This window comes from Aurantimonas endophytica, assembly GCF_014196845.1.
In the GTDB taxonomy this organism is placed as follows: domain Bacteria; phylum Pseudomonadota; class Alphaproteobacteria; order Rhizobiales; family Rhizobiaceae; genus Aurantimonas; species Aurantimonas endophytica.
Map to the genome: position 1 here is coordinate 1,222,771 of NZ_JACIEM010000001.1, position 22,285 is coordinate 1,245,055.

Sequence of the window (22,285 nt, forward strand, 5' to 3'; positions counted from 1 at the left end):
CGCCGACAGGGAACTCATTGATGCGCCTACTCCTAATCGCCCTTCCACTCCTGCTGGCGGCGACTGCCGCGCACGCGTCGTCCGACGATGCCTGGGCAGATCTCAACCTGGCGGTCGCCGAGAAATGCGCTGCGGCCAGCGGACTGAAACATGCTCACGTGTCCGAGCTGGTGCTCTTCGACGACACGCTGAACAAGGTGGCGACGCTGGTCACCGGCGTCTTTCCTCAGAAGGCTCTCAAGGGTGCCAAGGGCAAGATGCTGTGCATCTACGACAAGCAAAGCAAGAAGGTTTGGGTTGACGAGGCCACCGGTTGGAGCGCGCCTGACCTCCGCTGATCAGAAACGGCGGCGCGTTTAGGTAGCCTCATCGGGGATCAGTCCGCTCACCAGGAACCGCACCGACTAGGCCGACAGCGAACAGTCACGTTCCGATCGGAGGCGAGCAGTTCGCGCCGGAGCGCGTCGTTGAACCCTTTGACCGCCGTTGCGCTCCTTCTCTTCTGCGGCGCGACCGTCGCCCTGTTCCGGTTTCGGCTGGGGGCGGTGCCGGTGCTTCTTGGCGCAGCCGTCGCAGGCGCGGCCTGGCAGTATCTGCACGGCGTATTTTGAGCCGGCTGGGGCTCACCGAAGGCAGAGATCGGCGCTCTTGGCTTACCTGGCATCCAGCCATTCAGACCGAACGATCCGTGATCGAGCCGTAGCGACCGTCTGCATAGATGAGGCCCGTCCCTCCGGTTGCCGCGACGGCCCGGACCGCGCCGAGGATTATCGCGTGGCTGTGGCGCGCGATAATCTCCTCTACTTCGCAGTCGATCGAGGCGAGCGCGCCATCGAGCGCCGCGGCGCCCGTTGCGAGCTGGTACCAGTTCGCGCCCTTGTAGCGACTCTCGCCCTTCAGTCCGCCGAACCCCGCGAAACGTTCGGCCACCTCGCGCTGGTCAACGCTGAGAATATTGATGCAGAAGTACCCGTACCGACGAATGGCCTCCCATGTCGAAGAGCCGAGATTGATGCTTACCACCATGGTCTCGGGCTCCATCGACAGCGAATGGGCCGACGTCACCGTCGCCCCCGTTCGGTCACCCTCGGGACCCGCCGTTACGACACTGACGCCACCGGCGAGCCCCCGCATCGCGCGCCGCAGGCCGTGATGTGTCACGACCTCGTCCGCCCGGGAATTAGCGACGAGCATCAATGGAGACCGGGGAAGAGGAGACACCGGATCGCCCTTTCACGCCGGCTCAACGGACGCCGGTCCCGGTGTCGTGTCCGCGCGCCAGATGCGGCCGGACCTCGCTCCACCAGCTTCGCGGCCGGGCGTTCGCGGTCGAGGATCGGGCCGCGCGCCCCCGCAGCCCGTCGGCGAGCGTCATGGCGTCGGGCCAAGGGCCGAAGCCACTGGCAATGTTGATGTGACCTGCCTCGCCGAGATCATAGAGGGTAGAACCCCAAGCATCGGCCTGCCTTTCCGCCTGTTCGAAGCTCATGAAGGGATCATTGCGGCTGGCGACCAGGAGCGAGGTGAAGGGGAGCGCGCCATTCGCCGCGGTCGCGAACGCGCCGACCGTCGGATACCTCTCGGAAAGGGCCCGGGCGTCGGCCGGGGCCACAAGCAGAGCCCCGCCGACATGCGACGCGGACGGTCGGCTAGCCAAGGCGGCGACGAGCGAGCAGCCGAGGCTGTGGGCGACCAGGATGACCCCGGGCACCGATCCCGCGATCCGCGCCTCGAGCGCATGAAGCCAGTCCGTGAACAGCGGCTTCGACCAGTTCTCCTGCTCGATCATCTCGGCCCGCTCATCGCCTTCAGCCCAATGGAATTGCCAGTGACCGGGAGGTGAACCGTTCAGCCCGGGAACAATCAGGGTCTCGATCATGTGAGCACCGCTTCCTCTCGTTGCGATGGCAAACATTACCGCCCGGGCTGGGGGGCGGGAAAACATTATATACTAATTCGGTAGACTAATGAGGAATGATGGACCGCGGTCCTCAGCCCGATGTGGGGGCAAGTGTCTCCCGGCGGTCGCGTAGTGTCCGCGCCAACGCGGCACACTGCGCACGGATGTCCGGTATCGCGGTTATCTCCCAGAACCGGGCGCGGGTGACGGGGCCAACGGCATAGAGCCGTGGCGAGGAAATCCCGTCGGCCCCGACGATCGCACAATGCTTGTCGACATCGATCCCGACCAGAAGCGGGTCCAGTCGTGCCGCGCCGCGGTCGATCATTCGCCCTACCAGTCGTCCGCTGCCATCGGTCGGATCGCGAAGGATCCCGGTGCAGTCGATCAACCGGTCTGAATCAAGTGCCACCGCATCACCGCCCCGGCGCCGGATCCTGATCGCTATGCGACCCGCGTCACGGCGAGCCTCTTCGAGGCGCCCCGCGAGGATCTGCAAATGGTCTTCCGAAAGTGCCACTTGCAGAGAGGCCGCGGCCTGCGGGGCCAGGCGATGGCGGTGCACCTCCCAGAAGGTCCGGGCATGACGCAAGAAGCGACGCTTCGAATCCACGGATAGCGATTGCCAGAGCGCCTGCGTGTGCGGGCGAAGCGCGTCGATGACGTCGCGCCAATCGCTGCCCTCCGCCTCGGCCCATCGCACGGTGCGGCGTAGCCACCGCAGAAGGTACGTTACGCTCGTGCCGAAGGGGATGTCGGCCGGGTCGAGCTTGAGCGGTTCGGAGGGTGCGTGGACCTGCGGCAGGAGCCCGCGGCGCGACACGGCGACGATCCGACCGCGGTGCCCTCCTGCCCTGAGAAGCGCGACATTGTCGACCATCGAGAGGCCGGTCCCGACAATGACCACGGCGTCGTCCGGGCCGATGCCCAGCTCCTCCCGGCTGCACCAGGGGCCGGAATAGGGTGTGGTGTCATCGTACTCCGGAACCGCATGGCCGGTCGCCAGCACGACAAGGCCTGCGATCTCGGTTCGCCCGTCGGCGAGGGTCGCCGAAACGCCGCCCTTGAAGGCGACGAGGTCGACGCAGTCTCCCTGAATGACGCGCAGGCGCCCGTCGTCCATCCACGGCGCGACAAGGCTCGTCAAATACTCCCGGTAGACCGGGCGGGGAACGAAGCAGAAGCGATCGGCGCAGCCCAGTCGGGCGGCATGGCCGCTCTCCGTCAGCCACCGCCAGAAATGATCGGGATCGTCCGGAAAGGCGCTCATCCCCCCGGCGCGGGTATTGAGGAGGTGGTCCCGCTCCTCAGTGCCATAAGCGACACCTGCCCCGATCGTCGGACGTCTCTCGACAATGCTGACGTCGAGACGAGCGTCACTGTCTCGCAATAGATGCGCCGCGAGGATAACGCCGCTCGCGCCGCCACCGACGATGAGGATCCGTTCAGGGGTCATCGTCCCACCCGAGAGGCCGGATCTTGCCTTAAAGGTTGGCTGTCAGTTCCCGGAATTCCACCTCGATGGAACCGCTTGCATTGGCGACATCGGCAAGGGTCCGTTCGTCGAGCACGGCCGAGATCGCGTTCCGGACCTCCAGCATGATCCGGCGTACCGAGCAGACACGCTCGTTCACGCAATCCTCGCAGCGCCGATACGCTGTCCGGCTGGCGCAGGGGATCGGCGCTAAGGGCCCTTCCAACACGCGCAGGACATGACCGACCCGGATCTCGTCCGCGGGCCGCGACAATGCGTACCCGCCCCCGCGCCCCTTCCGGGCATGCACCATCCCCGCGGTGCGCAGTTCGCCGAGGATGGCGTCCAGGAACTTTTTGGAAATGTTGTGGGCCGATGCGATCTCTTCCGACAGCGCGCGTTGGCCCTCGGGCAGTTCCGCCAGATGTAGCATGGCCTTGAGGCCGTACTTGCCCTTCATCGTCAGCATCGCGGGGAGCACTCATCACTCGGGAAGGCATATCGGATCGAACGATCCCGAACCCAATTAGGCCGCCATGATCCCCGACGCCAGCCCCGACCGGCGGGCCGGTCTCGGCAGATCGTCCGATGCTCCGCCGCAGCCCCATCAACGCGGGTGTTCCGCGGCGGTTCGTTGAGCCATGATCAACGGGCCGCCCTCCCGAACCTTGTCAAGAGACGCAGGCGCAGGATCGAACGGGCCGATGCCCATGACGGCAGCGACCACCAGGGAGACGCTGGCGACGATCAGGACGGTATCCCGAGCCCGTTTCATGCGATCGAGGTGCTTTCCACCGTGCCGTCTCACGACGCGCTCGCCACGCGGCGCTCCGGAATGGCGGTGTTGGCGATGACCTCGCCGACCGCCTTGAGATCGTCCGGCGCGCTCGTGCGAGGATCGTCATGGTCCAGGGCAAGCCGCGGCAGCACCCGCTCGCCGAAGGAGTAGGCCTCTTCCAGATGCGGGTAACCGGAGAGGATGAACGTGTCGATGCCGACGCGGCGGTACTCGTCGATCCATTCGGCAACCGTCTCGGCATCCCCGACCAGCGCGGTGCCGGCGCCCCCGCGCACCAGTCCGACCCCGGCCCAGAGATTGGGGCTGATCTCCAGCTTGGTGCGGTCACCGCCGTGCAAGGCGCGCATGCGGCTCTGCCCGACCGAATCCTGGCGGGCCAGTTGCTTCTGCGCCCGCGCGATCGTCTCGTCGTCGAGCTTGGAGATGAGGTTCTCGGCTGCCTTCCAGGCTTCCGCGTTCGTCTCGCGGACGATGACATGGAGTCGGATCCCGAAAGACATGTCCCGACCGACCCTTCCGGCCGCCTCGCGCACCCTCGCGACCTTCTCGGCAACCGCCTGGGGCGGCTCGCCCCAGGTCAGGTATTTGTCGATGGTGCTGGCCGCGACCTCAATCCCGGCGTCGGACGAGCCACCGAAATAGAGTGGCGGATAGGGGCGCTGATGCGAGCGGAAGAGGAGTTGCCCATCCTCGATCCTGAGGTGCTTGCCCGCGTAGTTGACTGTCTCGCCCGAGAGCTCTGCCTTGTAGATGTCGAGGAACTCGCGCGTCACCTCGTAGCGCTCGTCATGAGCAAGGAAGATCCCGTCGCCGGCGTTCTCCACGGGGTCGCCGCCCGTCACGACGTTGATGAGCAGGCGCCCGCCCGAGATCCGGTCCAGTGTCGCGGTCATGCGGGCGGCCAGTGTGGGAGAGAGCAGCCCCGGGCGCACAGCGACCAGGAAGCGCAGCCGCTGCGTCTGCGGCGCGAGTGCCGATGCCACCACCCACGAATCCTCGCAGGAGCGGCCCGTCGGCAGGAGAACGCCATAATAGCCGAGTTGGTCGGCCGCCTGCGCCACCTGCTTCAGATAGCCGATGTCGACCACGCGGCCACCTTCGGCTGCGCCAAGGTAGCGTCCGTCGCCATGGGTTGGCAGGAACCAGAGCACCTTGATTTTCTCGGGAATTGCGTCGGAACCGGTCATCGTCGTCCTCGCTGGCGAATGGGCATGACAAACGTATCCGCGCGGCCGGTCCCCGGACAGGAACGATCAGTCTATTTATACGATAGATTGAGTAGATTATTGCTCGTCGTGCTGACTGGCGGCGGCATAGGCTTCTCCTCATCGCCACCGATGGATCGGGGCAACGGCAAGGAGAACCGCCTTGAAAGCTTTCCTACGCAGCCTCGTCGCATCCGCCGCACTCCTTATGGCCCCGGTGTCGATGGACCGCGCCTGGTCGGCGGAAACGATCCGCATCGTCGAGCAGTTCGGGACGATCTACCTGCCGCTTCACGTCATCCGCGACCAGAAGCTCCTCGAGAAGCATGCCGCGGCGCTTGGCCTGGAGGATGTCGAGGTGGAGTGGGCGAAACTGTCGGGGGGAGCGGCGATCAACGATGCCCTCCTGTCCGGCAACGTCGATGTCGCCGCGGCGGGCATCGGCCCGTTCCTGACCCTCTGGGACCGGACCGACGGCGCCGTGAAGATCATCGGCGGTCTGGCCCACCAGCCGAACTACCTGATCACGTCACGCCCGGATATCCAGAGCCTCGAGGATTTCAAGCCGGAGGACAAGATTGCCCTCCCTGCGGTCGGCGTCTCGGTCCAGTCCCGCATCCTACAGATGGCCGCCGAGAAGACCTTCGGCGAAGGCCAGCATGCCCGGCTCGACAACAACACCGTCTCCCTGCCGCATCCGGACGCGACGGCGGCCCTGCTTTCGGGCTCGACCGAGATCGCGGCGCACCTCTCGAACTCGCCGTTCCAGGAGCGTGCGCTGGAGGATCCGAGCATCCATCGGATATTCTCCTCGTACGACATCCTCGGCGGACCCGTGACGCCCACCTACGTCTACGCCACCGTCGATTTCCGGGAACAGCATCCGGAGCTGTTCGAGGCCTTCCTCCTGGCTTTCCGGGAAGCGTCCGCCTGGATCGAGGCGAACAAGGCCGAGGCGGCCGAGACCTATGTCCGCGTCGAGAACTCGAGCCTCGACCCAGCCTTCGTCCAGTCCCTGCTGGAGTCGCCCGATTCACTCTACACGCTGGTGCCGGCGCGCTCCTTCGACTTCGCCGACTTCCTGTACAGGACCGGTGCCATCAAGAAGCAGGCGACGAGCTGGAAGGACTACACGTTCGAGGAACTCCACGGCGAGGAGGGAAGCTGATGTTGGCCCGCACCGAGCCTTTCCCGGAACCGCCTCCGGCATTCGAGGCGCGTAGCCTGACGCTTGATTACACCACGGCCAAGGGCCCGCTGCGCGCCGTCGACGACGTCAGCTTCTCGGCCTACGAGGGCGAGCGGCTGGTGCTCCTGGGACGCTCGGGTTGCGGCAAGTCCTCGATCCTGAAGGCGGTGGCGGGGTTCATCACCCCGACGTCGGGTGAGATCAACGTAAAGGGCCGCCGCGTCACCGGTGCCGGACCCGACCGCATCGTCGTGTTCCAGGAGTTCGACCAGTTGCTGCCCTGGAAGACGGTCCGAGAGAACGTCGCCTTCCCGCTTCGTGTGGCCGCCGACGTGCCGCGTGCCGAGGCTCGGGAACGGGCCGAGGAAGCCCTTCGCAAGGTCGGACTGGAACGAGCGATCGACGTCTATCCGCACACGCTCTCGGGCGGCATGAAGCAACGCGCCGCCATCGCGCGGGCGTTGGTAACGAACGCCGACGTTCTCCTGATGGACGAGCCGTTTGCGGCGCTCGATGCGTTGACGCGCCGGCGCCTCCAGGCAGATCTGCTGAAGCTCGCCGAGGACGAAGGCTTCACGCTCCTCTTCGTCACGCACTCGATCGAGGAAGCGATCCTGATCGGCACTCGTCTGCATCTCCTATCGGCGCATCCCGGGCGGACGATCGCCACTTTCGACACGGCCGAATTCGATCTCGGCAACAGCGGCGGCGCCAGGTTCGATGGGGTAGTCAAGGAGGTGAACGGCCTTCTGTTCGAGGAACATGACGAGGAGGAACTCGCGCATGTCTGAGATCGCCGGAGATCGTCCCGGGCCGCTCGCCGCGCCGATCGCGCTGCCCGAATGGGGCGTCGCCTCGCTTCGCAAGCTCGCCATACTCGCGGTCCTTGCTCTGGCCTGGCAGGCGGCGGCCGTCTGGACGGCAAAGCCCATCCTGCTTCCAAGCTTCACGCAGACGATGGCCGCGCTCGCCGAGGGACTTCTGAACGAGGGCCTCGTGTCCTCGTCATGGACCTCCCTGTCGGTACTCTTGAAGGGTTATGCGCTGGCGGTAGCGATCGCGTTCCTACTCGTTTCGCTGGCGGTGGCGAATGGTTTCGCGCGCGAGACGCTGCGCACGCTGATCTCGATGTTCAACCCGCTTCCCGCCATAGCGATCCTGCCCCTGGCGATGCTCTGGTTCGGGCTCGGCGAGAAAAGCCTTCTCTTCGTGCTCGTCCATGCGGTCCTGTGGCCGTTCGCGCTGGCGACCCTCGGCGGCTTCGATGCGGTCCCGGAGACCCAGCGACTCGTCGGGCGCAACTACGGCCTGAGAGGCCCGGCCTATGTCTTCCGCATCCTCATTCCGGCGGCGCTCCCCTCGATCATCTATGGGCTCAAGATCGGCTGGGCCTTCGCCTGGCGCACGCTCATCGCGGCCGAACTCGTCTTCGGGGTCTCGTCAGGCCAGGGTGGACTCGGCTGGTACATCTTCCGCAACCGTAACGAGCTCTTCACCGACAAGGTGTTCGCCGGGCTCGCGCTGGTCATCATCATCGGCCTTCTCGTAGAAGGCGTCGTGTTCCGCGCACTCGAGGCCATGACCGTCCGTAAATGGGGTATGCAACGCTAGGTCTGCCAGCATGCCCTGCCACCACCTTGACACTTCATGCCCACCAGGCCCGAAGCGCCAGCGTGGCCGCGCCGATGACAGCGATCGTCACGGGCCATCCGACCTTGATGAAGTCGACGAAGCGATAGCCCGCCAGGCCCATCACGATGGTGTTGTTGTGGTGGCCGATCGGGGTAAGGAAGTCGATGGAGGCCCCCAGCGCCACCGCGAGCAGCAACGGCTCGGGCGCAATGCCCGCTGCGGTGGCGGCACCTAGTGCGATAGGACCGAGGATTATTGCCGTCGACGCGTTGTTCACGAACGGCGTGATGACGACGGCGACGAACAATAGGGCCACCGATAGGACGAGCGCACTCTGGCCGGGCACTATCGTCATCAGGCCGCCCGCGAGGACCGAGGCGGCGCCGGTGGAGCCTACCGCAAGGCCCAGCGGGATCATCGTCGCCAGCATGATCAGGATCGGCCAGTCAAGTGCAGCCAGACCCTTGCGGAGGTTGAGGCTGCCCGTCGCGGCCAGGAAGAATACAACCAGGCCGAAGGCAAGCTCAGGCGGGGCGAGGCCAAAGGCGGCGAAGGTGACACCGCCGGCAAAGGCCAGGATCGGCGCCCAATGGCTCTCCGCGGCCTCCGACTGTGGCTTCGGCCACAACGGCAAGATGTCGGCCTCCTCGACAGCCTCTCCGATCGCCTCCGGATCGCCTGTCAGATAGAGCACGTCGCCGATCGATAGCTGAAGGTCGGCGAGCGAGCCCTCGATGCGCGGCGTGTGCGTCGCGACCGCGATGATCCCGATGCCCCGCGAGGCAAGCCCCTCCAGAGCGCCGATCCGCGACCCGACGAGGACGCTCTCGGGCATGATGACGGCCTCAACGCGCTGCGTATTGGCGGAGCTGTGCAGTGCTTTCGGTAGCAACATTGCGCCGGATGCCAAACCTTCCTCCAGCTCCTGGAGACCGATCTCGATCAGCAGCGTGTCGCCTGCCTCTATCCTCGTGCCACGTCGCTGGAACAGGATGTTCTCGCCGGCGCGGCGCATTGCATGGATGGTCAGCCCAGTGTCGGCAGCGGGCGTTCCTGCCAAGGGTGAGCGCGGTCCGATCTGAACCTCGCTGACGACGGTCCGAAACGATTGCGGCGGCGAGCGTCCGGCTCCGGTCGACTTGCTTCCCAGGATGCGGCGCGGCCATGTGACGATGACGAGAAGGCCCGCGAGGGCCGCCGGAACGCCAACCCAGGCGAAGTCGAAGAACGTAAAGCCCGTTCCGGTCGCGTCAGCGAGCTGACTGCTGACAATCAAATTGGCCGGCGTCCCGATGACCGAGCAGAGCCCGCCCAACAGAGCGGCAAAGCTTACCGGCATCAGGATGCGCCGGCTGTCCAGTGCCGTGACTCGGCAGACACTCGTCACGACAGGCAGCATCAGTGCCAGCGCGCCAATATTGTTCATGAACACCGACAGGGTCGCAGTGAGCAGGCAGAGGACGGTGAGAACCCGGATCTCGGTGGGGGCAATCACAGGAATCCGGCGGGTAACGGCATCCAAGATCGCAGAGTGGCCCAGGACCTGCACGATGAGAAGAATCTCCACCACCGTGATGAAGGCAGGATGGGAGAATCCGGCGAAAGCCTGCACCGGCGGGACCAAGCCAAGCGCGACGCCCAGGCCGAGGCCACCCAGCGCGACGACCTCCATGCGGATGCGATCGAGGGCGAAGACGATGAGCATGCCGACCAGCAGTACGAGGATCGCGGCCTGCTCGAAATTCATCGTCCCTGCCGTTTCCGGTCACGCCAAACACCCGCCGGGAAAAGGCGAGCGCACGGTCGAGACCTACCACGGCTGCGAACAGGATCGTAGGGTCAGCACCGGGCGCGCGAAGTGATCGGCGGGCACCAGGGGCTCAAGGCTGTCAGAAGGTGGTTGCCAGCATCCGTTCGATTTCCTGATCCTTGTCGTCGCTGGTGTCCTCGAACGGCGCGGGTTCGGGGACCAGCGCTCTGGTGTCTGGAAAGACCTTCCATTTCCCGGGGCGGAATGCGATCCGACCGTTCGTGCCCGCCGGGTGTTCCACCGGCAGCTCGATCTCGATGCGGTCCCGGGCCCCGCCGACGTCGAGTTCGACCCGGCGCGTGCCGGCCACCCGCCGGCTCGCGGCCACCGTCCCGGCAATGCAGCCGCCGCAGCCATCGCGCAGCTCGATGTCGTGCGGCCGGAAATAGAGGGTCGCCCGCCCCTCCGGCAGGCCCTTGGCCTCGATCCCGATCGAACGGTCCTGAAGCCAGAGCTGGCCATTCTCGACCCGCACCGGCAGCGTGCTGGAATCGCCGATGAAGCCATAGACGAACGGCGAGTTCGGACTGTCATAGACGTCGTCGGCCGAGCCGACCTGCTCGATGCGCCCCTGGCTCATCACCACCACGCGGTCGGCGAGTTCCAAGGCCTCTTCCTGGTCGTGGGTGACAAAGACGGTGGTATGGCCGGTCTGGTCGTGGATCTCGCGCAGCCAACGCCGAAGCTCGCGGCGCACCTGCGCGTCCAGGGCGCCGAACGGCTCGTCCAGCAACAGCACCCGCGGCTCGATGGCCAGCGCACGAGCCAACGCGACGCGCTGGCGCTGCCCGCCAGAGAGCTGGCTCGGGAACCGGTTCTCCAGGCCCGATAGCTGGACGAGATCGAGCAGTTCGGAGGCGCGGCGGCGGATATCGGCCTTGGACGGCCGCGAAGCGCCCGGCCGCACCTGCAGGCCGAAGCCGATATTGTCGGCGACGCTCATGTGCCGGAACAGCGCGTAGTGCTGAAAAACGAACCCGACATTGCGCTCCTGCACCGACTTGCGCGAGGCATCCTCGTCGCCGAACAGGATTGCACCGGCCGTCGGGAAATCGAGACCCGCGATCAGCCGCAGCAGCGTCGTCTTGCCGGAGCCGGACGGTCCCAAGAGGGCGATCAGCTCGCCGGAGCGGATGTCGAGCGAGACGTCGTGAAGCGCCGGGAACTTGTCGAATTCCTTGCGCACGTTCCGGACGCTGACTTCCATCTTGCCGTTCCTTCCAACACTCGTCGCAGAGGGGGCAGGCCGCCTCGCGCTGATCATTCCGGCTGCCCGTCCGGACAGCCATTCGTCTTGTCATGCCGACGGCTAGTGGCCCCGGCTACCGGCGAGCTGGTCGGCATAGCGCCATTCGAGCCAGGACTTGACGGCAAGGGTCACCAGCGCGAGCCCCGCCAGCACGGCGGCGAGGCTGAAGGCCGAGACCTGCGCCAGGGCCCGAAACTCCTGGTAGTAGAGCTCGATCTGCAGCGGCATGGTGACGGTCTCGCCGCGCAGCTTGCCCGAGATCACCGCGACCGCGCCGAACTCGCCCATGGCCCGGGCATTGCAGAGCAGCACGCCATAAAGCAGCGCCCATTTGACGTTGGGCAGCGTCACCCGCCAGAAGGTTTGCCAGCCGGACGCGCCCAGCGACAAGGCCGCCTCCTCGTCGCCGGTCCCCTGGTCCTGCATCAGCGGAATGAGCTCGCGGGCAACGAACGGGAAGGTCACGAAGACGGTGGCCAGGACAACGCCCGGGACGGCGAAGATGACGCGGATGCCGTAGTCCTCGAGCAGCCAGGCGCCGATCGGGGTGAATGGTCCGAGCAGCAGGACGTAGACCAGTCCGGCGACCACCGGCGATACCGAAAACGGCAGGTCGATCAGCGAGATCAACAGCGAGCGGCCGCGGAAGCGATGCTTGGCGATCGCCCAGGCGGCGGCGATGCCGAACAAGACGTTGAGCGGGACGGCAATGGCGGCGACCAGCAGCGTCAGACCGATGGCCGCTATGGCGTCGGGGTCGTTGAACGTCGCCAGGGCCGCGCCGAGGCCGAGGCTAAGGGCCTGAACGAACACTGCGATGAGCGGCATCAGCACGAAGATCGCCAAGAGGACCACCACCGACGCAATCAGGAGATTGCGCACCCAGCGCGCCTCGGTGACCGGCGAGCGCATCGGGCGTGTCGCTTCCCGTGCCTCGGGCAGGCTCTCCATGGCCGCGTCAACCATTGCCGAACCTCCGATAGCTCCAGGCCTGGAGGAAATTGACGAGCAGCAGGATGGCGAAGGATATGGTCAGCATGACGGCCGCGATGGCGGCCGCGGCGGCATATTCGCGCTCCTCCAGGCGGAACACGATGAGCAGCGGCAGGATCTCCGTCTGGCGCGGGATGTTGCCGGCGATGAAGATCACCGAGCCGTACTCCCCCACCGCCCGGGCGAAGGCCAGGGCGAAGCCGGTGAGGATCGCCGGGATCAGCGGCGGCAGGATGACGCGCAGGATCGTCGTGCGCCGCGGTGCGCCGAGCGTCGCCGCAGCCTCCTCCACCTCGCGATTGACGTCCTCGAGCACCGGCTGGACGGTCCGCACCACGAAAGGCAGGCCGATGAAGACCAGCGCGATCCAGATGCCGACCGGCGTGTAGGCGATAGTGATGCCGTAAGGCGTGAAGAGGCTGCCAATCCAGCCCTGCGGGACATAAAGCGCCGTCAGCGCGATACCCGCCACCGCGGTCGGCAAGGCGAAGGGAAGATCGATGATCGCATCGAGCAGGCGGCGACCCGTGAAGTCATAGCGCACCAGGACCCAGGCGGTGAGGACGCCGATGACGACGTTGAACAGCGCAGCCAGCAGCGACGTGCCGAAACTCAGTTGCAAGGCAGCGAGGAAGCGGGGTCCCGTCACGATCCGCACGAAGGATTCCCAATCGAGCTCGAACGTTTTCAGGAAGAGCCCGACGATCGGAATGATCACGATCAGCATCAGGTAGAAGACCGTGAAGCCGAAGGTCAGCCGGAAGCCGGGGATGATGCTCGGCTCGCGAAATCTGATATTCGCCATTCGCCCGTCCTGATGCTTGCATGATGAAGGCGGGATGCCGGGAAGCCCGACACCCCGTCGCTGTGGCGATGCCGAAGGTCAGTCGTTCGAATAGATCTTGTCGAAGATCCCGCCGTCGCCGAAATGCTCCGGCTGGGCCTTGGCCCAACCGCCGAACACGTCGTCGATCTTCACCAGCTTCACCTCGGGGAAAGCCTCCAGATCGGCGGCGTCGACCTGGTCCGGATAGAGCGGCCGGTAGAAATTGCGGGCGAAGATCGCCTGCGATTCCGGAGAATAGAGCTCGTCGAGAAAAGCCTTGGCGAGTTCACGCTTGCCGTTGCCGTCGACGTTCTTGTCGACGATCGCGACCTTCACCTCGGCGAGGATCGAGAGCGAGGGGACGACGATCTCGTACTCGCCGGCGCCGAACTCCTTCAGCGACAGGAGCGCCTCGTTTTCCCAGGCGATCAGGACGTCGCCGACCTTGTTCTGCACGAAGGTGTTAGTGGAACCGCGCGCGCCGGTGTCGAGCACCGGCACGTTCCGGTAAATCGAGGCGACGAAGTCCTGCGCCTTCTGCGCATCCCCGCCCGAGCGGTCGAGTTCGTAGGCCCAGGCGGCGAGATAGTTCCAGCGCGCCCCGCCCGACGTCTTGGGATTGGGCGTAATGACCTCTACCCCTTCCCTGGCCAGATCGTCCCAGTCCTTGATGTCTGTTGGATTGCCGGAGCGGACCAGAAACACGATCGTCGACGTGTACGGCGAAGACGCCGCCGGAAACTCGCTCTGCCAGCCCGGCTCGATCAGGCCGGCCTCTTCGATGCCGAGAATGTCGCCTTCGAGCGGGAAGGTGACGACGTCGGCGGGCAGGCCTTCGACCACGGAGCGCACCTGCGCCCCGGAGCCGCCATGGCTGTTGCTGACCGTCACGTCCTGGCCGGTCTTTTCCTTCCACGTCTTGGCGAAATGCTCGCCATATTCACGATAAAGCTCGCGGGTCGGGTCGTAGGAGACGTTGTTGAGCGTCTCCCGGGCGATGGAAGCGCCAGCGCTGAGCAGGGGCAGTGAGGCCGCGAGAGCGGCGGTGAGAAGCAGGGACCGTCGATTGAGCAACATGGCTATCTCCCGTGTTAGGAGCAAAACTCTATCGGTTTAGTGGTGTATTAGAATGCGGCAACGTTCCAATTACAAGCAGCGCCCGGGAACGCAATTCTCCTATGCGGTCAGTTGACGCGTTTCCGCATCCGCCGCCCCGTCGATGCAGTCGGCGATCGTCGTGCCGTCGAGCACGTCGCGGGTCGCCAACGCGACGCGGGCGAAGACCCGCCGGACTTCGCAGCTCTTTTCCTCGCGGCAGTCCTCGCAGCGGCGGTAGGCCATCCGGCTGAGACAGGGCAGCGGGGCAATGGGACCATCGACGATCCGCATCACCGCGCCGAACGTGATCGTATCGGGGCTTTTCAGCAGCATGTAGCCGCCGGCCTTGCCGCGTCGGCTGACGACGATGCCATGGTGCTTCAGATCCAGGAGGATCTGCTCCAGGAACTTCTTCGGGATCCGCTGCTGTTCGGCGATCTGCGAGATCATCTGGATCTCATTGCTGCCATGCGACGGGGCAAGGGCGATCAGGGCCCGGAGCGCGTATTTCGCCTTCTGTGAAATCATTTGTCTCGCAGTCAGTTCGAGGCTTGGGTCCTGCGGATGATCCCGCTCAATAGCGTCTACGGTGCTTGTTGTCAGTGCGGGAACGATGCTTTACCAGTTACACGACAAGATGGGTCGTGTAATGCCAGAATGGTGCACGAAGGTCGAGCCGACACTAGGGGCGGGGTTGCGCGGCACGGACCGGACTATTCCGCATGGCATTCGATGGCTGGCATATCTCACGACATGTAGATGGCACCCTCCAAAATCGACCATAAGGACGGTAGCGGCACTCGCAACAACGATGACCCTCGACGGTTGGATGTTGCGAGGCGCCGGGGCGCGGAACTACGTGCTCTGGCAAAATGGCCGCACGATGCAGGAGGCACGCCTGCCGATGCTCGTTCTTCCGATGTCCCGGGGTCGCCTTTCCGCTTTGCAGCTCAATGTCTTCCTTGCGGTCGAGTTGACGGCCGCCCGAGCCCGGCTGAACGACCCGTTGCACTGCGCCCCGCCTGCGGATGGAAGCGGAGAGCTGGAAACGATTATGGACTCGATCGCTACTGATACGGGTTTCACCGTTTCCGATCCAATTCGGGTTCATAAGCAGGCGTCTGCCGGTCTGACTAATTGCCTGAGTATGATTAGGTGATTTCGTCGGACAGCGAGCCGAGTTTCTTCGAGCTCGCCCCCGCCCGCGTCCTTCTCGCGAACCCGTCCCTCCGGCGACGGTTTCCGTGACGGCCGTTGTCATGGGGTGCGTGATGGGTGCCAAGCGCTACGGATCGACCCCGAACAGACGCCTGGCAAACCTAGCAGAGCGCTCATCATCAAGGCCTTGCGCATGATGAGGAACTGCTCGCCTTGCACCTTTGCCTGCGGAACAGCCCCGTCCCGGGCTGAAGCGACCTGCGGAAAGCCGCCGAGAAGAACGAGAGCAATGATGAACCCGATGATGCGGAGCCGTGTCATCGGGCCTTCGAAACCGGAAGCGATGGCAAAGTGGCCCCCAGCTTCGGCCACAGTAGCGCGCCCATGAGCATCGCGTACGAAACCGCGATCACTATGTAGCCGATACGCGTCGAAAAGGATTCCGCCGCCGTCCCCGGGAGCGGCGACACACCGGCGCCGAAGACCAGGAGGAAGGTCGTGAGCGCGCCCGCGTAGACCTTTGCGGACGCCGATAACGACGCGGCCCTGCCGCCGAAAACCAGCCCCGCGAGCAGCACGAGAACGAACATCGACAGCAGCGACGGCCGTATCTCGAGAAGCACGAACGCCGCCGAGGCGGCAATGCCGCCGATGAGGTTGATGAGCACGAGTCCGACGGCCGCGCGTGCCCCGGCGGACAGATCCAGTTGAGTCTGGATCGAGGCCACGGTGATCGGGATCACCATCGCCGTCGCCCATTCGTCCTTTGTCAGGCAGAGCGTGACGATCAGGAGCAGGATCACGGCGTCCGCCGCGGCACGCAGCAGCGGGCGGGAGTGTATGGGAAGAGGCGCTGGCGGTGGGTCATTCGAGCCGATGTCGGGGACGACGGCATGGGCCAGCCACGTCAAGACGACCCCGCTGGCAATCCCGTATGTCAGAACCGCCAAGGCCGAGGTGCCGAGATCCCGGTGCAGGACGGTCAGCAACGGCACCATTATCCCGACCACCAGCAGGAGGAAGACCGCGGCGCCGCCTCGGCCCGTGGCCTGTGCGTGGAAACAGGCGAAGTAGAAGAGGCCGAGAAGCGGAAGCAGGACCATCGGCTCGTCCGCCGTCGTGGCGGCGACGCCCTGGAGAACCACCCCTGCGACAACGACGAAGCCGATTGTGGCGGCCGTCTGAGCCAGTGAAAGCGGGCGGGAACTGGCGATCAGGAACTGGGCAGCAAAGAGCGGCCCCAGGAAGGGGATGATCGCGCCGGACGCTACCGACCAGGTGAACCCCACCGAAACCGCCAAGGCGATCCGCAGACCCTTTCGCCTCGCCCGGGCGAAGTCAGACTCATCGAATGATTGGGTCCTAGCTGGCATAGGTCAGGTACGAGACGAACCGCATCCAGTAGCGACCGATGGCGTTCGTGACCGGATGATCGCCCGTATAGACCACGACATTGGCCTGGGACCCGTAGCGGACCCCCTTCGGGAGACCGTCGTCGAGGGTCAGCCGCACCGGGAAGCTCTGGGGTGTGCGGACCCAGCCGGTCTCAGTCGCGACCTTTGGAAGCCCTGTCTGCGGATCGACGCTGCCCTGCGCGACGCCGAGCCCGACGCTCTCGACCGTGGCGTTGAACAGCTTGCCGGGCAGGACGTCGAACAGCACCTCGGCGGGGCTGCCGACGGCGATCTTCTCGAGACTGTTCTCCTTGAAGGCAGCCGTTATCCAGATGGTGTTCACGTCGATGAACGTCATGGCGCGCTCGCCTGCGCTGACGAACCCGCCCACTGAGAGCTGGAGATTGGTGACGACCCCATCCGCCGGTGCCAGAACGGTCGTGCGGAGCAGGTCGAGCTGGGCGCGTTCGAGCGTCGCGAGCGCCTCCCTGAGCTGCGGGTTGTTGTCGCCTGCCGGACCCAGCGCTTCCCGGGCCTCGCTCAGCGACGCCTCCGCGGCGACGACCGAGGCATCGAGCTGGTCGACCTCAGCCTGGGCGTTGTCGAGCCTCGCTGCAGAATAGACACCGCGCCTGACCAGTTCCGCCGTCCGGCTGGCCTGCTCCTCGGCGTTGTCGCGCGCCGCGCGCGCCTCGACGACGCGGGCCTGCGCCACGTCGACCGAGGCGGTGGACGCACCGATGCCCTGCCCCACCTGCGCAAGCCGAGCCTCCGCCTCGCCCACTGCCAGCTCGTACTGCCGCGGGTCGATGCGGAACAGCATCTGGCCGGGCATGACCCGCGAATTGTCGACCGCGCCGACCTCGATCACGCGGCCTCCCACCTCCGGTGCGATGCCGACGACATAAGCCTGAACGGTGGCCTGCGAGGACGAGGGTGTTCGCCGCTCCATGAAGATCCCGACAATCACGAAGACGGCCGCGAGAAGCACGACTCCGATGGCGATTGGCCGCAGGGGATTGCCGCTTCGAGGCTGCGGACGATCGTTCGACTCTCTGACCGTCTCCGCGTTCATTCCGTCGGTCGTCATTGCGCTCGACTTGCCCTTCACCCCGCTTCCGAACCTAACGGACGACAGCCGGGCCAGGATCGGCGACGCGATCTGTACGAACGATCGGCGTCTGGACCCTCTTCCCGAAACGGCCGTTGAGAATGAAGATGCGGACGATCAACACCACGTTGCGTAGCCGTTCGAGCCTTCGATGATCGGGCCAACGCCCATGTGCGTCCAAACTCGGCGCACGCGCCACGAAAGCCGCCTCCATTCTCGCACCAGCAGCATTAAACGCAAGATAGCGCGGCATTGTACAGCGGAAAAAAGAGGAGTATCTTGCAATCTAATACAAAATCGCTGCTCTCTGGAGAGTGCAGCGCAAAATTCATATGACTTTCTTAGAATTAATGCCTTCCTTGACCCTTGTTAGATTTATACTTAATGCATACGCTGCAAATCACGTAGTTTCTGGGATGCCGTGTTGCTCGTCGGGCGATGTCGAACGAAAACGAAGGTCGCCCGCTTACTCCCGTTCTTTATGGCGAAAGCGCTCATGGATCTGGCTGTAATTACTCTGGACACCGTCACGACGCTGTTGCTCCTATTGCTAATAGGCCTAGGCCCGAAAATTGCGCTGGTGCCGTTCCTGGAAAAATCCAAGAACTTCCCGCCGGAGGTACAGCGCGCCATTGGCCGACGCATGGTGATTACGGCTGTCTCGGCTGCGGTGATCGTATTCCTGACCGGAGCCCTCCTCTTGAAACTGCTCCACATCACGCCCGGCGCTGTGGCGGCAGCAGGAGGAATCATCCTGGCCCTTCTCGCTGTACGGATGGCTCTGGGGAAAGGCGACGAGGTTGAGCACGAGGTCACCATACCGACCGATCCGCTTAAGTTGGCCGTCTATCCTCTCGCCGTGCCTTATCTCTTTAACCCGGTCGGCATCACGGTATTGATCATTGCCTCTGAAGCAGCCGGCTCCCTGGCGGCCTCCGCGCTAGTGCTTGGATTGGTTCTTTTGGTCGGCGCGCTCGACTATCTGATCTTCAGCAACATCGACAAGGTTGCGAAGCGAGTTAATCCGACTTCCCTCGTTGTTTCCGAAATCGTCTTCGGAGTTTTGTTGACGGCGGTCGCAGTTCAGCTTTTCGTCTACGGGCTTGGACTTCTCGGCGTACTGGAGCCAAACGTGACACCACACTGACCGACGGGTTCCAAAAAAACCGGTTCGAATGGATCCTGGGTTTCGTCACCCCCGAAGCGGCTGCGGCGTGTCATCACGGCGGGCTGCGAACGCAATGCCGATCGCGGCGACGACGGCCGCTGGGAGCAATCAGAGATGCCGCCTCAGACAATAGCCGTGGCCGGACGGCGAGGGAGGCGTTGATGAACTCGAACCTGGCGCCTCGTGTTTCAACATCGCTTAGACGCGTGGCTTTCGACGCTTCTGCGAGAACATGGCCGCCGCAGCCCGCAGGTTCTTATTCGCTTGCTCACTGACGCAATCCAAAGCCAATTTCCGAGCTGGTCCGAGCTACCACTGCTATCGAAGGTCGTGCAGGTCCTTCCCAAGATGGGTCGTCAGCGTCCAGTCTGAGAAGTGGACAGCCAAACCCGCTCGCTCCGGCGTGCAGCACATTGGACCGACCCGGTAGCTGACCCCTTCTGGGAACGGACAGAGCCGCACGAGGGGCCATAGCCTGCCGTCGGTCGAGGCTTGCACGCGCAGGAGACCGTCCGCCAAGGAGACGCGCATCCAGAAGTCCATCGGATCGCCGTCAAAGCGTCCCGTTGCCCAGTCGGACCGCTCGTGCGTCAGGACGCTGCCGAGAAGGGCATGCCCGTCCGAGAACTCGAGCCCCGCCTTGATCCAGTGCCGCTCGTCGATCCGGACCATGATGCCGGCTTGATCGTAGAGGTGCTCGAACTTCGCCCGGATGCGCACCTGTGCAGTGAAGCCATCGCCTGTCTCGATTCCAAGGAAGTGGCCATTGTCGCGTGTGAAGCCGTAATGCGTCTCGCGCCAGAAGTCGGTCCGCTCGTCGGTCACCATCTGGAGGCTGTCGGAGCCAAGCTGCGCCTGCCTAGGCTCGTTCAGCCAGACACCCTTCCTGAGATCCGTCATCAACCCTCGTCCTTCGCTTGCTGACTACGTGAGCGCACCGACCAGCAGACTCGCGATGGAATCTTTAGGTCGATTGCAGGAAGACGCTGCGAGTGATGCGGGGCGCCCGTTTCCAGGTTCCCGCGCTCGACGTATATCGACAGCCTATACGTGCGGTTCCTCCCGCGCATGTTTGGGGGCAGAGGCCGACACGATGTGACTGATAGATCCGCGGACCTCTCCGTCGATGATCGGCAGACAATCCTCTGGAAACTCTTGCATGAAATTCATGCTGGACGCCTTCGCTTCGATGATGAAGGATTCGAGCTGATCCATGGCACCTGTCGTCAAATCGTGGAGAACCACGAGCGGCCAATCCTCCTTTGCACAGAGACGCATGGCCTCATCCGGCCACTCCCCGGGAATCTCCCAGTCCCGCGGCACCACGTTCCACAGGACACAGGTGAAGCGCCCTTCGCGGAGTTGCTCCACCGCCTCTCCGTCAAGCAACGCGTTGTTGATGTGACCGCCGCCTCCGAATGGTCGGAACAGCTTCCTGTCCCCCGCCAGATCGCCCAGAAGCTCCTGGGTCCGACCGATCTCGAACGCCGAGGCAGCGCGGTGCCGGCTCAGCCCCAGCGGCACGAGATGGTTGAAGGTGTGGTTGCCGATCCAATGCCCCTCGACTTTGGCGCGGCGGCTTAGCTCGTACCGCGCCGGGTCGCGCAATTTGTCCCCGACGACGAAGAATGTCGCCTTGATCCCGTGCGTCGCCAGGATGTCCAGCACCTGGGGCGTAACCTCCGGGTCCGGGCCGTTGTCGAAACTGAGCGTGATGTTCTTCATTGGTCAGCCTTGCGGTTGGGCCGCCGCATCGCCTCGACCCTTCTTGAGGAAGCGGCGCTCCGCCGTCTGGACGAGGAGATCGAAGACGACCGCCAGCGCGAGGACGAGGAGGATCGCGGCAAAGACCTTCGGGCTGTCGAGCATCGTGCGGTACCGGGAGATCAGGAAGCCGATGCCAGCGGTCGACATCAGCATCTCGGCGACGACCACACCGACGATAACGAGCGCGCCGCCGATGCGCAGCGACGAGAGAACTGTCGGCATCGTCGCAGGCAGCAGGACGTGGACGATCTGCTGGACACGCGTTGCCCCCATGCTTCTCGCGGTGACGATGAGCCCCCGGTCGATCGTCTGCACCCCGGCCGCAGCGCCGAGGAGCGTCGGAAGGAACCCATACACGGCAGCGAAGACGACCTTCGAGGGCTCACCGATCCCGAACCAGGCGGTGAACAGCGGATAGAGAACGACGAGAGGGATCGCGTAGGCCGAGGACACGACCGGCAGCAAAAGCTTGCGGAAGCGGGCCGAAGACCCGAGGGCGATGCCACAAGCTATACCCCCGCCACAGGCAAAGACGAGCGCCACACCGACCTCGCGGAGGGTCACGCCGAGGTGGCTCAGGTATTCGGGACCCGCCGTCCAGAGCGCGACGGCCGTCATGCTCAGAGGCGGCAGGAAGAGCGTCGGGATCAGGCCAAGGCGGGGCAGAAACTCCCACAGGACGACAAGCGCGGCGACGATCAGCCAGCGCGTCTCACGTGATGTCGGCGCGCGCATCTCAGGCCACCCGGATCTGTTCCCAGATCCTGTTACGGAGCCGGGTGAACTCCGGCGTCGAGGTCATCTCGAATGTCCGGGGGCGTGGCAGATCGACGTCGATCCGGTCGACAATCCGGCCCGGCCGCGCCGACATGACGATCACGTGGTCCGAAAGGTAGATCGCCTCGGTCAGGCTGTGGGTGACGAACATGACGGTCTTCTTCGTCCGCTCCCAGATGTTCAGAAGTTCGTCGCCCATGACCATGCGCGTCTGCTCGTCGAGCGCCGCGAAGGGTTCGTCCATCATCAGGACGTCCGGGTCCTGGACGATCCCGCGCGCGATCGAGACCCGCTGCTTCATGCCGCCGGAAAGCTCGTGGGGGTAGCGTGCGGCGAACCCTTGCAGGCCGACGAGGTCGAGGGCGGCATTGGCCTTGTCCGCGCGTTCCGCCTTGCCGACCCCCTTGAGCATCAAAGGAAACTCGACGTTCTTGCCGGCGGTCAGCCACGGAAAGAGATTGGCCTCCTGGAACACAACGCCGATCCGGTCTGGATCGGGACCGGTCACCGGAGCGCCCGCCACCTCGAGCGTCCCGGACGTGGCTTCAGAGAGGCCGACGAGCATCATCAGGAGCGAGGACTTGCCGCATCCGCTCGGCCCGACGACGGATACGAACTTACCCGCCGGGATCGTGAACGACACGTCGTCCAGCGCGCGGATCTCCTGTCCACCGCTTCCGAATGTCCGGGTGAGGTTGCGGACCTCGACCTCGCCCCTGTGAAGCGTGTCCATCG

Annotated in this window: 23 protein-coding genes; 6 read left to right on the plus strand and 17 right to left on the minus strand. The window is 64.7% G+C overall.

What is annotated here, in order from left to right; all coding sequences use genetic code 11:
* Positions 1-20 precede the first annotated feature (20 nt).
* Entirely contained in the window at positions 21-338 is a 318-nt protein-coding gene (locus GGR03_RS05960; RefSeq protein WP_183206630.1) for a hypothetical protein, read from the plus strand.
* Between the two features lie 129 nt (positions 339-467).
* Positions 468-611 (plus strand): hypothetical protein, encoded by a 144-nt coding sequence (locus tag GGR03_RS05965; RefSeq protein WP_183206631.1) that lies wholly within the window; start codon positions 468-470, stop codon positions 609-611.
* A gap of 61 nt (positions 612-672) precedes the next feature.
* On the opposite strand, the gene GGR03_RS05970 is transcribed toward GGR03_RS05965, so the two are convergent.
* The 5 genes from GGR03_RS05970 to ssuD form a co-directional block, all read right to left on the minus strand.
* A complete protein-coding gene (locus tag GGR03_RS05970; RefSeq protein ID WP_335631429.1) occupies positions 673-1,161 on the minus strand; it encodes a flavin reductase family protein in 489 nt (162 codons plus the stop codon).
* 82 nt (positions 1,162-1,243) lie between these two features.
* Positions 1,244-1,879 (minus strand): RBBP9/YdeN family alpha/beta hydrolase, encoded by a 636-nt coding sequence (locus tag GGR03_RS05975; protein WP_183206633.1) that lies wholly within the window; start codon positions 1,877-1,879, stop codon positions 1,244-1,246.
* Between the two features lie 112 nt (positions 1,880-1,991).
* On the minus strand, positions 1,992-3,356 hold the full coding sequence (locus tag GGR03_RS05980; RefSeq protein ID WP_183206634.1) for an FAD/NAD(P)-binding protein: 1,365 nt from the start codon (positions 3,354-3,356) through the stop codon (positions 1,992-1,994).
* 28 nt (positions 3,357-3,384) lie between these two features.
* Positions 3,385-3,843: an RrF2 family transcriptional regulator gene (locus GGR03_RS05985; RefSeq protein ID WP_183206635.1), complete on the minus strand. Its 459-nt coding sequence runs from the start codon at positions 3,841-3,843 to the stop codon at positions 3,385-3,387.
* Between the two features lie 335 nt (positions 3,844-4,178).
* Entirely contained in the window at positions 4,179-5,360 is a 1,182-nt protein-coding gene (ssuD, locus tag GGR03_RS05990) for an FMNH2-dependent alkanesulfonate monooxygenase (RefSeq protein WP_183206636.1), read from the minus strand.
* Between the two features lie 181 nt (positions 5,361-5,541).
* On the opposite strand from ssuD, the gene GGR03_RS05995 reads away from it, so the two are divergent.
* From GGR03_RS05995 to GGR03_RS06005, 3 genes are read left to right on the plus strand one after another with little or no spacing between them, the layout of a single operon-like run.
* On the plus strand, positions 5,542-6,546 hold the full coding sequence (locus GGR03_RS05995) for an ABC transporter substrate-binding protein (protein ID WP_246367603.1): 1,005 nt from the start codon (positions 5,542-5,544) through the stop codon (positions 6,544-6,546).
* Positions 6,546-7,358: an ABC transporter ATP-binding protein gene (locus GGR03_RS06000; RefSeq protein ID WP_183206637.1), complete on the plus strand. Its 813-nt coding sequence runs from the start codon at positions 6,546-6,548 to the stop codon at positions 7,356-7,358. The genes GGR03_RS05995 and GGR03_RS06000 overlap by 1 nt, the downstream gene beginning before the upstream one ends.
* On the plus strand, positions 7,351-8,178 hold the full coding sequence (locus GGR03_RS06005; RefSeq protein ID WP_246367605.1) for an ABC transporter permease: 828 nt from the start codon (positions 7,351-7,353) through the stop codon (positions 8,176-8,178). The genes GGR03_RS06000 and GGR03_RS06005 overlap by 8 nt, the downstream gene beginning before the upstream one ends.
* Before the next feature lie 34 nt (positions 8,179-8,212).
* Here the strand turns inward: GGR03_RS06005 and GGR03_RS06010 are convergent, their stop codons facing one another.
* From GGR03_RS06010 to GGR03_RS06045, 8 genes are all read right to left on the minus strand, one after another.
* A complete protein-coding gene (locus tag GGR03_RS06010) occupies positions 8,213-9,946 on the minus strand; it encodes an SLC13 family permease (RefSeq protein ID WP_183206639.1) in 1,734 nt (577 codons plus the stop codon).
* Between the two features lie 142 nt (positions 9,947-10,088).
* Positions 10,089-11,216, minus strand: a complete 1,128-nt coding sequence (locus GGR03_RS06015) for a sulfate/molybdate ABC transporter ATP-binding protein (RefSeq protein ID WP_183206640.1) — start codon at positions 11,214-11,216, stop codon at positions 10,089-10,091.
* A 102-nt stretch (positions 11,217-11,318) separates the two neighbouring features.
* Entirely contained in the window at positions 11,319-12,224 is a 906-nt protein-coding gene (gene cysW, locus GGR03_RS06020) for a sulfate ABC transporter permease subunit CysW (protein WP_183206641.1), read from the minus strand.
* Entirely contained in the window at positions 12,217-13,056 is an 840-nt protein-coding gene (gene cysT / locus GGR03_RS06025) for a sulfate ABC transporter permease subunit CysT (RefSeq protein ID WP_183206642.1), read from the minus strand. The genes cysW and cysT overlap by 8 nt, the downstream gene beginning before the upstream one ends.
* Positions 13,057-13,134: 78 nt before the next feature.
* The gene (locus tag GGR03_RS06030; protein WP_183206643.1) at positions 13,135-14,154 is read right to left on the minus strand and encodes a sulfate ABC transporter substrate-binding protein; all 1,020 of its coding nucleotides are present in this window, start codon (positions 14,152-14,154) and stop codon (positions 13,135-13,137) included.
* Between the two features lie 99 nt (positions 14,155-14,253).
* Positions 14,254-14,703 carry an RrF2 family transcriptional regulator gene (locus GGR03_RS06035; RefSeq protein WP_183206644.1) on the minus strand — a complete coding sequence of 150 codons (450 nt, stop codon included), beginning with the start codon at positions 14,701-14,703 and terminating at the stop codon, positions 14,254-14,256.
* A 947-nt stretch (positions 14,704-15,650) separates the two neighbouring features.
* A complete protein-coding gene (locus tag GGR03_RS06040) occupies positions 15,651-16,706 on the minus strand; it encodes a DUF2955 domain-containing protein (RefSeq protein WP_183206645.1) in 1,056 nt (351 codons plus the stop codon).
* On the minus strand, positions 16,696-17,802 hold the full coding sequence (locus GGR03_RS06045; protein WP_246367606.1) for an HlyD family secretion protein: 1,107 nt from the start codon (positions 17,800-17,802) through the stop codon (positions 16,696-16,698). The genes GGR03_RS06040 and GGR03_RS06045 overlap by 11 nt, the downstream gene beginning before the upstream one ends.
* A 532-nt stretch (positions 17,803-18,334) precedes the next feature.
* Here GGR03_RS06045 and GGR03_RS06050 point away from each other — a divergent pair.
* Positions 18,335-18,985 (plus strand): MarC family protein, encoded by a 651-nt coding sequence (locus tag GGR03_RS06050; protein ID WP_183206646.1) that lies wholly within the window; start codon positions 18,335-18,337, stop codon positions 18,983-18,985.
* A 339-nt stretch (positions 18,986-19,324) separates the two neighbouring features.
* Here GGR03_RS06050 and GGR03_RS06055 read toward each other — a convergent pair whose 3' ends face one another.
* The 4 genes from GGR03_RS06055 to GGR03_RS06070 form a co-directional block, all read right to left on the minus strand.
* Positions 19,325-19,906 carry a DUF1349 domain-containing protein gene (locus GGR03_RS06055; RefSeq protein ID WP_183206647.1) on the minus strand — a complete coding sequence of 194 codons (582 nt, stop codon included), beginning with the start codon at positions 19,904-19,906 and terminating at the stop codon, positions 19,325-19,327.
* Positions 19,907-20,050: 144 nt separating this feature from the next.
* Entirely contained in the window at positions 20,051-20,731 is a 681-nt protein-coding gene (locus tag GGR03_RS06060; RefSeq protein WP_183206648.1) for a polysaccharide deacetylase family protein, read from the minus strand.
* A gap of 3 nt (positions 20,732-20,734) precedes the next feature.
* Positions 20,735-21,508, minus strand: coding sequence for an ABC transporter permease (locus tag GGR03_RS06065; protein ID WP_183206649.1), 774 nt, complete (start codon positions 21,506-21,508; stop codon positions 20,735-20,737).
* Between the two features lies 1 nt (position 21,509).
* Positions 21,510-22,283, minus strand: a complete 774-nt coding sequence (locus GGR03_RS06070; RefSeq protein ID WP_183206650.1) for an ABC transporter ATP-binding protein — start codon at positions 22,281-22,283, stop codon at positions 21,510-21,512.
* Positions 22,284-22,285: the final 2 nt, after the last annotated feature.